The organism is Methylobacterium sp. P1-11 (genome assembly GCF_008329595.1).
Taxonomy (GTDB): domain Bacteria; phylum Pseudomonadota; class Alphaproteobacteria; order Rhizobiales; family Beijerinckiaceae; genus Methylobacterium.
This window is the reverse complement of record NZ_NPKS01000026.1, coordinates 87,666-99,489: the sequence shown is the minus strand read 5'-3', so window position 1 is coordinate 99,489 and position 11,824 is coordinate 87,666. Positions and strand designations below refer to the sequence as shown.

The 11,824-nt window shown below is 65.8% G+C and carries 10 protein-coding genes and 1 pseudogene; 7 read left to right on the top strand and 4 right to left on the bottom strand.

Going from position 1 to position 11,824, the window contains the following annotated elements; genetic code table 11:
* From CIW48_RS23555 to CIW48_RS23525, 7 genes and pseudogenes are all read left to right on the top strand, one after another.
* Positions 1–687: pseudogene (locus CIW48_RS23555) on the top strand (glycosyl transferase); the annotation flags it as partial.
* 45 nt (positions 688–732) lie between these two features.
* The gene (locus CIW48_RS23550; protein WP_149312909.1) at positions 733–1,527 is read left to right on the top strand and encodes an ABC transporter permease; all 795 of its coding nucleotides are present in this window, start codon (positions 733–735) and stop codon (positions 1,525–1,527) included.
* Between the two features lie 224 nt (positions 1,528–1,751).
* Positions 1,752–2,027: a hypothetical protein gene (locus tag CIW48_RS23545; RefSeq protein ID WP_246695393.1), complete on the top strand. Its 276-nt coding sequence runs from the start codon at positions 1,752–1,754 to the stop codon at positions 2,025–2,027.
* A gap of 56 nt (positions 2,028–2,083) precedes the next feature.
* Positions 2,084–2,836 (top strand): FkbM family methyltransferase, encoded by a 753-nt coding sequence (locus tag CIW48_RS23540; protein WP_149312908.1) that lies wholly within the window; start codon positions 2,084–2,086, stop codon positions 2,834–2,836.
* Between the two features lie 14 nt (positions 2,837–2,850).
* Positions 2,851–3,171 (top strand): hypothetical protein, encoded by a 321-nt coding sequence (locus tag CIW48_RS23535; RefSeq protein WP_149312907.1) that lies wholly within the window; start codon positions 2,851–2,853, stop codon positions 3,169–3,171.
* Positions 3,172–3,388: 217 nt separating this feature from the next.
* Positions 3,389–4,804 (top strand): phosphomannomutase, encoded by a 1,416-nt coding sequence (locus CIW48_RS23530; RefSeq protein WP_149312906.1) that lies wholly within the window; start codon positions 3,389–3,391, stop codon positions 4,802–4,804.
* 233 nt (positions 4,805–5,037) lie between these two features.
* Positions 5,038–5,229, top strand: coding sequence for a hypothetical protein (locus CIW48_RS23525; protein WP_149312905.1), 192 nt, complete (start codon positions 5,038–5,040; stop codon positions 5,227–5,229).
* 2,006 nt (positions 5,230–7,235) lie between these two features.
* On the opposite strand, the gene CIW48_RS23520 is transcribed toward CIW48_RS23525, so the two are convergent.
* The 4 genes from CIW48_RS23520 to CIW48_RS23505 all read right to left on the bottom strand — a co-directional run bounded on the left by CIW48_RS23520 (position 7,236) and on the right by CIW48_RS23505 (position 11,812).
* Entirely contained in the window at positions 7,236–8,336 is a 1,101-nt protein-coding gene (locus tag CIW48_RS23520) for a hypothetical protein (RefSeq protein ID WP_149312904.1), read from the bottom strand.
* A 323-nt stretch (positions 8,337–8,659) separates the two neighbouring features.
* Positions 8,660–9,586 (bottom strand): NAD-dependent epimerase/dehydratase family protein, encoded by a 927-nt coding sequence (locus tag CIW48_RS23515; protein WP_149312903.1) that lies wholly within the window; start codon positions 9,584–9,586, stop codon positions 8,660–8,662.
* The gene (locus tag CIW48_RS23510; RefSeq protein ID WP_149312902.1) at positions 9,573–10,550 is read right to left on the bottom strand and encodes an NAD(P)-dependent oxidoreductase; all 978 of its coding nucleotides are present in this window, start codon (positions 10,548–10,550) and stop codon (positions 9,573–9,575) included. Before CIW48_RS23510 ends, CIW48_RS23515 begins: the two co-directional genes overlap by 14 nt.
* 2 nt (positions 10,551–10,552) lie before the next feature.
* Positions 10,553–11,812, bottom strand: coding sequence for a class I SAM-dependent methyltransferase (locus tag CIW48_RS23505; protein ID WP_246695392.1), 1,260 nt, complete (start codon positions 11,810–11,812; stop codon positions 10,553–10,555).
* Positions 11,813–11,824 lie beyond the last annotated feature (12 nt).

Sequence of the window (11,824 nt, the reverse complement as noted above, 5' to 3'; positions counted from 1 at the left end):
ACGGTGCGGCCGCACCTGGAGCCGGAGCGGTCGGTGCGCGACACCAGCCTGCAGCGGCCCGGCCGCGTCCGCCGCGTCGCCGTGCTCGGCGCGATCAGCCTCCCCGAAGGCGGCCTGCTGCTGCAGGCCCTGGCCGCGGACGCGCGCAAGCGGGACCTGCCCCTGCACTTCTCGATCGTGGGCTTCTCCGACCCGGCCCTGACGGGCGGCCTGGAGCGCGCCGGCGTCACCGAGACGGGGCGGTACTCCACCGACGATCCGACCCTCGACCGGGTCGCCCGTGCGGCCCTCCAGATCGCCAAGACCGGCCGCCACTGGGAGGATGACGAGTTCCTCGATCTCGTCACCCAGGTCTCGGCCGACCTAGTGCTGCTGCCGTCGATCTGGCCCGAGACCTACGCGTACGCGCTGACCCTGGCCCTGCGAACCGGCTTGCCGGTGGCGGCCTTCGACCTCGGCGCTCCGGCCGAGCGGCTGCGCGGCATGCCGAACGGCCATCTTCTGCCCTGCGCGCTGGTCACCGATCCCGCCGCCTGCAACGACCACCTGCTTGCCATCGACATCACGGCGGATGACGGCCGCGCCCGGCTTATTCAAGCCGCGACCTACGAGAGCCTGATTCGCGACTACTATGATCTCGCGACCCGCCACTCATCCGACCGAGGGGCGCCGGCCAACGCACTTTAGCCCCTTTTCTCATCGAAGCAGGCCCGGCAACCAGAGGTCACGTCGATGCCCGCCCTCCCGCCGGTCCAGGGACAGAAGAGCCCGATCGAGTCCTATCTGCACGTGCTGCATGCGTTGATTCTGCGGGACATGCGCACCCGTTTCGGAGCCTCCCTCTGGGGCTACGGCGTGGTCGTGCTCTGGCCCTGCGTGCACGTCTTCATGCTGATCGCGATCTACACTTTCCAGAAGCTGGCGGCGCCTCTCGGCGACAACAGGGCCCTTTTCTTCGCAACGGGTGCGGTTCCAGTTCTGGTCTTCCAGTACATTTCGCGCGAGGTCATGAAGGCTGTGATCATGAACCGGCCGCTGACCTATTATCCGCAGGTCAAGCTGTTCGACGTGATCCTGGCCCGCATCCTCGTGGAGATCGTGACTGGCTTCCTCGCGCTGCTGGTCGTCTGCTCCATCCTGGTCGTCATAGGGACCAATCCGATCCCAGCGGACCCATTCACGGCTATGTGCGGCTACCTTGCCGCGATCGTACTTGGCATCGGGATTGGAACAATCAACGTGGCGATCATCGGCTTTTTCCCAGGCTGGCTGATCGGCTACGCACTCTTCAGCATCATCCTGTATGTATCGAGCGGAGTCATGTTCCTCCCGAGCTACATGCCAGACAAAGTCTACTACTGGATGAAGTACAACCCGGCCATGCAGCTCGCTGAGTGGGTAAGATCTGCCTATTATCCCTACGCGGGCATTCAGGTAGATTATCTTTACATCATCATGTTCGGTCTGACCTGCGCCAGCATAGGCCTGTTGCTGGTCAAGCATATCGTCAGTAAACTCCAAGCTTGAAGAAAGCAGGGTTGCGCGTGTGCCCTACAACCGCGCAACTCGCGGCCGGCACGATCCTCAGGCTGCCCCACCAGGGCCGAGTGCAGGCTTCCGCGCGACCGCGACGCGAGCCTTCAGCTTCGAATTCTCCAACCGCTTCGGGCCGGGGCTGTCACACGATGACGAATGCCGTTCATGCCATTGAAACGAAATACATTCGTCGGATCCAACAGCAGCAGGTCGAATTGACCCTCCTCAAAGCCGAACGCGACGACGCCTTGCGCGAGCGCGATCTGGCCCGTGCTCGGTCGGAGGCGACGTCCACGCTGATCGAGGCGCTGGTCGGAAGCGTGCGGCCCTACGGGTTCAGTCGCAAGCGCTTCCTCGCCGCGATCCGCAAGGCTGCGCGGACCGTGCCGGATCACGGACCGGCCGCGCTTCAGCACGGCATCCTGTTCGAAGGTTCGAACAGGATCCTGGGAGCCTCGCGCATGCCGGGCCGAGCGGCGACGCGCGGCTGAACCCCGACACGCTTGCGCTCGCGCGCGATCCCGTTCCGAGACTGGAGCCCAGGACCATGGATGTCGAACTCCTGACGGTGTTCAATGCCCTGATCAACCTGAGAGATAATCTGGACGCGCACCCGCACATTCTCAGCTCGGATCTCGACTTCCTGTCCTTCGCGACGCGGATGACTCCGTACTCCAACGCGCAGCTGATGCAGGATCTGTGGGTGCTGTACGAACTGCAGGAGAAGCGGAACGGCTATTTTGTGGAATTCGGTGCCTGCGATGGCGTCAGCCTGAGCAACACGCTCCTGCTGGAAAAGACCTACGCTTGGCAGGGAGCCCTGGCGGAGCCAGCTCGGGCTTGGCATGAAGCGCTGCATCGCAATCGCAGCTGCTACATCTCCGATAAATGCGTCTACAAAACTGACGGGATTGAAGTTCTCTTTAACGAAGTTGACATCGGCGAGCTCTCCGGCATGGAAGATTTTGCCGGCGGAGACTTTCACGCCCAGTTCCGCCAGGAGCGCCGGCAATACCCGGTGGCGACCATCTCGCTGGAACGATTCCTTTCGGAGGCTCGGGCGCCACGGCGAATCGATTACATGAGCATTGATGTGGAGGGTGGCGAGTTCGACGTGCTGCAGAGCTTCGATTTCACTCGTCACGACATCGCGCTGATCAGCGTCGAGCATAATTTTTCGAGCAGCCGGGAGAAGATCGACGCGCTGCTGAGCAGCCACGGTTACCGACGGCGCTTCCGTCAGCTGTCCTTGTTCGACGACTGGTACGCGCGCCCGGATCTCGTGATCGCACGATCCTGACGGAAGGTTCGGCTATGTCGGCGCAGACCGCAATCGCCATTCTGGATTCGATGTTCGACCTGTTCAAGGAAATGGGCAGCGGCATCGCCCTCGACCTCAACTGGTTCGCGCTCGCCAAGCGCCTCCAGCAGGTTCGCGAGGAAGCCGCGTGGTCGGCCGATCTCGACTTCGTCGCCGTCAAGCTGAAGGCGCACGCCGCTCACTACGCGGCCACCTACCGCGAACCGCTCGGTTCAGAGGCGATCAGGAAGGAGAACGCCGAAACGCTCGACGAAGTCGTCCGATATTACTCGATCCTTCGCGCGCATCTGGAGCAGCAGTTACCGGCCTCCTGACGCCGTAATGATTGGCGCGTGGTGCACATGGGCGCTCCGAGAATGGCCCCCCGCCAGTAGGACAGGCTGGTCAGCCGCGTCGGTACACAGTCGCAACCCACTGTAGCCCAAACTCGACCGTCCCGAGCGCGCTGCCCAACCTCCAGCATTGAGCCTGCGTACGGTTTGAGGCATCGATCCTGTGCGCGTGCGCCCATGCGGCGACGAGGGAGGTACCGTGAGCAGTCTGAAATTTGGGACGAGCGGCTTGCGCGGTCTCGTAACCGACCTCGTCGGCGGCCCGAGCTATGCCTATGCCAGCGCGTTCTTCCGATCCGTCTCCCAGGGCGAAGGCGGCCGCATGGTCGTCATCGGGCGTGATTTGCGCGACAGCAGCCTCGGCATCGCCGCAACCGTGGCGGACGCCGCAACCGCGGCCGGCTTCACGGCGATCGATTGCGGCGCGCTGCCAACCCCGGCCCTCGCCCTCGAGGCGATGCGGCGCGGTGCCTATGCAGTCATGGTCACGGGCAGCCACATCCCCGAGGATCGCAACGGCCTGAAATTCTACCGGCCCGAGGGTGAGATCACCAAGAGCGACGAGGCCGCTATCCTGGCCGCCCTGAAGGAGGGCGCGTCCGGCGAAGCCCGGGCCTCTACGCCCGCCACACCTGAACCCGACGCAATCGCGCGCTATCAGCAGCGCTATGCTGCCGCCTTTGCACCGGATATCCTGCAGGGCCTGCGGATCGCGGTCTATCAGCAAAGTTCGGTGGCCCGCGACCTGATAGCCGACCTGCTCGCCGGCTTCGGCGCACAGGTGACGCCGATCGGCCGGTCGCAGGTCTTCGTGCCGATCGATACCGAAGCCCATCGTGCCGAGGATATCGCCTTCATCCGCGACGTCATGGAACCGGGCTCCTTCGACGCGCTCGTGACCACGGATGGCGACGCCGACAGGCCGCTGGTGGCCGACGGCACGGGTCGGATCCTGCGGGGCGACGTACTCGGGCTCATCACCGCCCGCTTTCTGGGCGCCGACACGGTGGTGGTGCCGGTCACGGCCGGCTCAGCGCTCGAGCATTCCGGCGGCTTCCGGAAGGTTGTACGCACGAAGGTGGGCTCGCCTTTCGTCATCGCCGGCATGGAGCAGGCGAAGTCCGTCGGCGCGCGGATCGTCGCAGGATTCGAGGCGAATGGCGGGTTCCTGCTCGGCTCGGACGTAACGCTCCACGGCAGGACATTGTCCGCCCTGCCGACGCGCGATGCGATGCTGCCTATCCTGGCCACCTTGGCAGCGGTGCGCGCCGCCGGCACTTCCCTCGCTGACCTCGTGGCCTCCCTGGATGCGGGAGAGATGGCCAGCGACCGGCTGCCCAACACCCCGTCCGAGACGAGCGCCGCCTTCCTCGATCGCCTTCGGGATCCGAACTTCCGCGCTGCCTTCCTCGGCCCGATCGGATCATCGGCCTCGATCGATCAGCAGGACGGGATCCGGATCGAGCTGGACGGCGGGCGCACGATCCATTTCCGGGCTTCGGGAAATGCGCCCGAGCTGCGCTGCTATGCGGAGGCCAAGACGGCACAGGAGGCGCAGGACCTCGTCCGATGGGGACTTGCCTCCGCCGCGACCGCGATGCGGGCAAACGCCTGAATCCTCACCAAGCCTCGGATCGATGCTCGAACAACGCAAGAAGCCGGGGCTCTCTTCAAGGCACGCTGACGACCTTCGGCTCTTGGCGCGACCGCTCGGGGAAGGCCAACGGACGGGCTTCGCGCGACATGCCCAATGGCCACACGCGGCCTGCTACCGATCGGCGTACCCCGCCGCGACGAGCCTGCGCAGGCCCGCTTCGAGATCGATGTGCGGCTGCGTCGAGTGCGCAGGTGCCGGTCGTCACGTTCCTGCGCCGGGTCTGGTTGCAGAACTTCCGCCTCAACGAACGCGGCGATTACGCACTGTACGCAGACGATCGGGTCCGGTGGCGCGCCGAGACCGACGGCATTCCGGCCGCCCACACGATGGCCGCCTCGCCCTACGACCTGGACGTCCATAACGCGAAGAAGTGCATCACCTGAATCGATCACGAGGTCCACAACACGGAGCGGTATCACGACGGCGGCCGCTGGTGATCGCCCACAGAGCGTCGTTCCCGGCCCGGTCTCGAAACACGCGGTGCTCGGCCCGCGGCACATCGCGCTCGCGGCGGAGGACCTGCTCCAAGCGCGCTATCCCGTCGAGGCCGCCTCCATCGACGCTGAAGGCCTCGCGTCGACCATGGCTTATCACGGTGGCAACCTCATCGGGCCAATGCCGGGGAACAACCAATTGGGAGCGTGCACCGAGGGAGCATTCGCGCTCGAAGCTTTCCAGCTCGATCGGTATCGCGAAGTCGCTGTCTACCCAGCCGGCCACAGCAGCCGGATCTGGCGTTCCGGCTGCAACTTCGGACCTACGGTGGTGCACACCCGGTTGGCGCTGAGGACCACAATGCCTGCAACCTACAGTGGCGCTGCACGCGCTCGGAGCGCCGCCGGTGGACACCGCGCTCGTGCGAGGAACATGGGGCACACGGCGGCACAGGCGCGCGAGGGTCAGCCAGCTGTCGCACTCCCGACCGGGGAAGGCGAGCCGACCTCGAGGGCACGTGCCGTGCGGGATAAGGCGATGTGCCTGCACCGAAGTCGCCATCTCGCCTTGGCCGATTCAGCATGGCTGAGGTGTGACTACAGCACTTGGTGACGACCGCTCTTATCAACCTCAATCGCCTCGCTGCGCCTGGATCGACGACACGCCCGCCGCCAGAACCCCGCGCTCCGCCTTCCCGCGCCCGATGGCTTGGCCGACAGGCGCGTAGGCGTTAGCCGGCAGGATCGAAAACGGGGCGTTCCCGATCAGAGCACGCCCCGCCTGCGTCAGAAGTGCGGAAGGACCCCAGTTTGCCGTGTCGCTCGACAACGGCTTACGTTTGGTTCGTGCCACTGCTGGCGAGCCTGCATCAGGTCACTACGGGACTGGGGTTGGCGGAGGGAGGTCCCTTTTTGCATTCTGGACGAGGCTCGCTCGATCGGTGAATGACACGTAGCGTAAGCGTATCAGATCTTCGGCTCCCTCTGGAGCTCGGGTGTGGATCGGCTTCCAGCCCCTTGCCGCGGAACGAGGCGCATAATGTTGAAAGGCTGTCTCGTCGGTCGCGTGGCCGAGCAGTGCCGCGACCTCGGTTCGGGTCTTAGCTGCCTTCAGGCGTGCCGCCGCGACGTGCCGACAGGTGTAGGGAGTGACAGGCCTCCTGATCAAACCGGGGATCCCCGTCGCTATGCAGGCAGCCCGGAGGGCCCTGCGAATCCCGGCATGCACCCGGCGCCATTCACCATCGGCCGTGGCCCGTGCCAACGCTGCGATGAACTCGCTGAGCCCTTGGATGTAGCCCTCGGAATACGCGTCCAGCTCGATCGTCCGAGTCGGTCCGTTCGCGCGGCCATTGGAATTTTTGCCGTTTTGGATGATGAGGCAGGTGCCAGTTATCTGAGCCGTTGGCCATTCACTTGGACGCAACCCGAGAAGCGACGTATGGGAGAGGTAGGGCCGCGCGAGGAACGCGTACCGGTGGCGTAGGCCTACGAGGGCCGCATCAACCGCGTTGAATTCGGTCGCGGTCAGGGACTTCCGCTTGCCCGCGCTTGTGCGCCGAGGGGTCTTGATGGCCCGCGGGGCGGCTAGACGGCCGGTTTCGGGGTCCACCACCTCAGCCAGGAGATCAAGAGCTGTGTCTATGTGCTTCGATTTGGCCGGCATCAATGTGCCGACGTCCACGAGGCATTCCCGGATTGAGGCTCGATAAGTCCGGATCGTGGACCGGGACCAGCGATCCTTCCGGGCCAGGAACCACTCGGCGAACTGGATCGGCGTGAGCGGATCGATCCCGGTCTCTCGGGTCGCCATTTCTAGGAGAAGGATACCTCTTTTACGATAGGCTTTGACGGTCGCAGGCGCTCGTGTTCGGTCTCGATTGGCTGGATCCACCACTGACCACCCCTGTTACATGCGCCGAGAGCCACCTCCACCGGCCGCATTCACAGGGTGCTCACCAACCACGAAAATCGCCATCGCACTCAGGCCTACCCGCCCAGTCCTCTGGGCCGAGTCCAAAGGCGGCAAGCGCCACGGCCTCGAACGCGTATCGACGATGTGGGCGGCAGAACGTGCGGCCCTTGTCCACACAGATGAAAGCCGCGCGCGCCTCGCAGCCGCACTCACTGCATCGGGCATACCACCCAAAGTTTGGCAAGCGATCGATCAGGCGTTGGACATGGGCACGTTGCCGGTCGCGCCTCCACTCTGAGAAGGGCACAGACGCCTCGCGGCGCCTGTTACCGTCCCGCGAGCGTTTACGCCGTTCGCCGACCTTGACGGCCGCTGGCTCCGTCATCGCGGCCTTCTCGAGTTCGCAATTCAGCGGCTGGGATGAGGCAGGTGTCAGATCGGTGTCCGCACTGACGCTCGGTGCTACGCCTATAGCGGCATGCGGTATCGATAGCTGCCCTTTGGATAGGGTTGGACCAAGGGTTCGAATGTCTTGGACGACCTTGCCGGCCGCTGGCGCCGTCATTGCGATCTCCTCGAGTTCGCGGTTCAGCGGCTCGCATGAGGTAGGGTCCGGATCGGTGCCCGCACCGACAGTCGGTGCGAGATCTATAGCGGCATGCGGTATCAACAGCCGCTCTTTTGTGAGGCTCGGCTCAAGGATTCGAATGTCCTGGACGATCTTGACTGTCACTGGCGCCGTCATTGCAACCTCCTCGAGTTCGCAATTCAGCGACTCGCATGAGGTATGTTCCGGATCGGTGTCCGCACCGACAATCGGTGCTAGGTCCATAGTGACATGCGGTGTCGATAGCTGGTCCGTGGCGAGGATCGGACAAAGGGTTCGAATGTCCTGTCCGCGGCTCGTCCGCCACGTCCAATCGATGTGACCGCGCGACCGCAGCTGCAATATCGCGTTCTTGACGGAGTTCTCCGCCACCCCCAGTTCGGCGGCGATTTCCGCATCCGTCGCCCGGCAACCCGCTCGGCCAAACTCAGAGCGATCCGCTAGGGCCCAGGCCACAAAGCGGGCGGCGCGCCGTATCTCCCGGTCCCGTCGGACATTGGCCGACCAAGCTCGTACTGAATCCGCTACCGTCATGGCTATGCTCGCTTGCCTGCAGGTCTCGGAACACTAGCAACGAACGTCGCAAGAGCGATGGCTGCACCGAGTGTCGGTGCGCTTGCTACGGAGCGCTCGGGCGGGCACCAATCTCAAGCGACATCCGGAACCGCTCCCTCGCGTTGCCTTATGGTGGGATGTAGCTTCGAGGAAGCCTACGCGATCACCGGCCGGAGCCTGGAGGATCAAACTGCCAGATTCGCCTCGTTGTAGAGGGCACTCCAGCCCATCGGCACATAGCTCGACCGCACGGCGAAGTGGACTTGCTCCAGCCAAGCAAGTCCAGTCCCGAATGCGGCTTGTCAGTGCTCGGCGTACTCCGCCGCGGCGAGCCTGCGCAGGCCCGCTCCGAGATCGATGCGCGGCCGCCAACCGGTCCGGTCGAGGAACCGCGTCGAGTCGAGCATCTTGTAGGCCGCGCCCTGAAACGAGCCGGGCGGGCTCACCAGGGGGACGGACCAGTCGAGGGCGGCTAGCGCCGCCCGCGCCACCGCCTCGACGGTGACGGGCGTATTGGCGGCGCAGTTGAGGATCTCGTTGTTGAACGCCAGGTCGGCCGCCAGGATCGCGTCGATCTGGTCGTCGACGTACAGCACCTCGCGGACGGTCTGCGGGTTGCCCCAGACCTCGAATTCCCGCGCGCCCGCTGCCTTCTCACGCACGGCCCGGTCGAGCAGGGCGCCGACGAAGTGGCTGCGGTCGGAGGCCTTATTGTCGTGCGGGCCGTACAGGGTCGCCAGCACACAGTGCAGGAAGTTCAGGCCGTACTGGTGCGCGTAGGCCTCCGAGCCCGTCGCCAGGACCTGTTTCGCGAGCCCGTAGCCGATCACCGACGGGTGCGTGGGTCCCTGGCCGAAGCGCGCCTCGGGGAGCGGCTCCGCCGATTCCGGATAGGTGCAGGATGAGCCCGTGGAGACGAGCTTGGCCTGGGGCTGGTACAGGCGCCACGCCTCGAGGACGTTCAGGTGGACCCGGGCGTTGATCGCCAGGAGCTCGCCCTGGATGTCGTACTGCACCGCGCCGGTGCGCTGGCGGGTGACCACGTGGAAGATCCGGTCGGCCGGGGGCGCGGCGCGCAGCGCCTGCTCGACATTCGCCCACTCGGAGAGGTCGCCCGCCGCGCGACCGATCCCCACGACCTCGCGGCCCTCGGCCCGGAGCCGCGGGACGAGGTTGCGCCCGAGGAACCCGTCCGCCCCGATGACGATGTCGCGCTCAGGAGCCGGCATGCTGAGCCCCGTCGCGATAGGCCTCGCGATACCACGCGATCGTCGGCCCCAGCCCGTCCGCGAGTCCCGTGAAGCTCGACATCCCGAAACGCTCGCGCAGCCGCTGGTTGGTCGAGCGGCGGGCGAGCACGCCGCGGGTCGTCGTGTCGGGGGCGTGCACCGGCCGATGCTCGCCCGCCACCTCCAGGATGGTGCGGGCGAGGTCGAGCAGAGTCGTGGTCTCGCCGCGGCAGAGGTTGAGCGCGTCGCTCGTCTCCCGTATCTCCAGGGAGCGGGCGAACACGTCGACGACGTCACCGACGTAGATGAAGTCGCGCTCGACCAGCGGGTTGCCCTTGATCTCGAAGCGCTCCCCCGGTGCCAGCGCGCGCATCACGAAAGCCGGCAGGACGTGCGCCTTGCGCGGATCCGTCGAGTCGTGGGGACCGTAGGGGTTGCTCAAGCGGAAGCTGATCGTGTGAATCCCGTAGCGCTCTGCGTGGAGGTCGGCGATCACCTCCGACCAGCGCTTCGACCAGGCATAGAAGGCCTCGTTCCGGTTGGGCGGCGCGTTGAGGTCGACCGGCCGCGCGTCGTCGAGGGGATCGCAGGCCGCCGGGTAGACCGCGACGCTCGAGGCCGCGCGCACCTCGCGGATGCCCTTCGTCAGGCAGAACCGGTAGAGGCGGTTGGCGATCTCGGCATTGCCGGTGAGCAGGTCGCTCTGCGCCGTCTCGAACTTGTCGGCGTCGTAGCGCTGCGCGGCAACGTTGATGACGATTGCGTCGGCGGGGACCGACAGCGCCTCCAGGGCATCGAAGCGCGCGGCCTCGGTCGCACCCGGCACCGCACGGCCGGAGGGGCTGACCGCGATCAGCCGCGGCACACGGTCGGCGAGATGCGCGACGAGGTTGCGGCCGACGAACCCGGTCGCACCGACAACCACGACGGTCTCGGGCAAGGAGGATGGGGGAAGGGCGGCCACGCTCAGACCGCCTTCGGCAGGTTGGCGGCGGTGATCACCTTGAGTTCCGGCACCGGAACGATGAAGGCGCCGCCGTTCTCGAGGTAGCGGCGCTCGCGCGCCAGGAACTCGTCGATGAAGTTCCAGGCGAGCACCAGATAGGCATCGGGCGCGGGCACGCTGCCCTCCTCGACGATCGGGATGCGGGCGCCGGGAATCAGGCGGCCGAACTTCAGCGGATTCTTCTCGGCCGCATACTGCACCAGCCGCGGGCCGATGCCGAAGGCGTTGAGCAGCGTCGCGCCCTTGGCCGGGGCACCGTAGGCGTGGACCGTCTTTCCCTCGGCGTGCATGCGCTCCAGCAGATCGAGCAGCGCCGTCTGCAGGCGCCGGACGTTCTCGGCGAAGCCGACATAGGTCTCGAACTTGCCGTAGCCGCGGGCCTCCTCGTCGGCGCGCATGCGCTTGACCGCGTCGCTGACCGGGTGGGCGCCGGGGAAGCCGACATGCGCCTCGAGGGAGCCGCCATGAACCGGCACCACGCTGACGTCGAAGACTTCGAGGCCGTGGCGCGCGAACAGCTGCTCCAGGGAGCGGAGCGTGTAGTAGCACAGGTGCTCGTGGTAGATCTGATCGAAGGCGGTGTTCTCGATCATGCCGCCCAGGTAGATTGCCTGCACGACGAAGAGGCCGTCCGGCTTGAGCAGCGTGACGATGCCTTTCACGACGCTGTGCAGCTCCTCCAGGTGGAAGAAGACCCCGGCGGCGGTGATCAGGCTCGCCGGCCCGTCCTGCGCGCGGACGATCTCGGCGGTCTCCGCGTTGAAGAAGCGGTTCAGCGTCGGCACGCCGGCGGCGCGGGCCAGTTCCACGACGTTGGAGGCGGGCTCGACGCCGCAGCGGCGCAGGCCGAAGGGCTCGTACTGCCGCAGCCACGTGCCGTCGTTGCTGCCGATGTCGACGACGAGGTCTTGCGGCCCGAGGCCGTACCGCTCCACGAGCCGGGCCGCCGTCTGGCGGAAATGCTCCACCAGCGTCTTCGTCGTGCCCGAGACGTAGGGGTAGTCGCTGAACATGCTCTCCTTCGGGATCGTGTGATCGATCTGGACGAGCGTGCAGTCGTGGCAGAAGCCGGCGCGCAGGGGGAAATGCGGCTCGCGCCGGTCAGCGAGCTCCGGCGGGATCAGGCGGTTGCAGTGCGGTTGATCGCTCAGGTCGAGGAACAGCTCGACATCGCGTCCATCGCAGACGCGGCACGCCATGGCGAGTTTCGTTCCCGTCATCCTACGACCTGT

Bases quoted from the DNA above. Each gene is read 5' to 3' on its own strand.
- CIW48_RS23550 (WP_149312909.1), top strand. From the start codon at position 733: ATGCCCGCCCTCCCGCCGGTCCAGGGACAGAAGAGCCCGATCGAGTCC.
- CIW48_RS23540 (WP_149312908.1), top strand. From the start codon at position 2,084: ATGGATGTCGAACTCCTGACGGTGTTCAATGCCCTGATCAACCTGAGA.
- CIW48_RS23535 (WP_149312907.1), top strand. From the start codon at position 2,851: ATGTCGGCGCAGACCGCAATCGCCATTCTGGATTCGATGTTCGACCTG.
- CIW48_RS23520 (WP_149312904.1), bottom strand. From the start codon at position 8,336: ATGACGGTAGCGGATTCAGTACGAGCTTGGTCGGCCAATGTCCGACGG.
- CIW48_RS23515 (WP_149312903.1), bottom strand. From the start codon at position 9,586: ATGCCGGCTCCTGAGCGCGACATCGTCATCGGGGCGGACGGGTTCCTC.
- CIW48_RS23505 (WP_246695392.1), bottom strand. From the start codon at position 11,812: ATGACGGGAACGAAACTCGCCATGGCGTGCCGCGTCTGCGATGGACGC.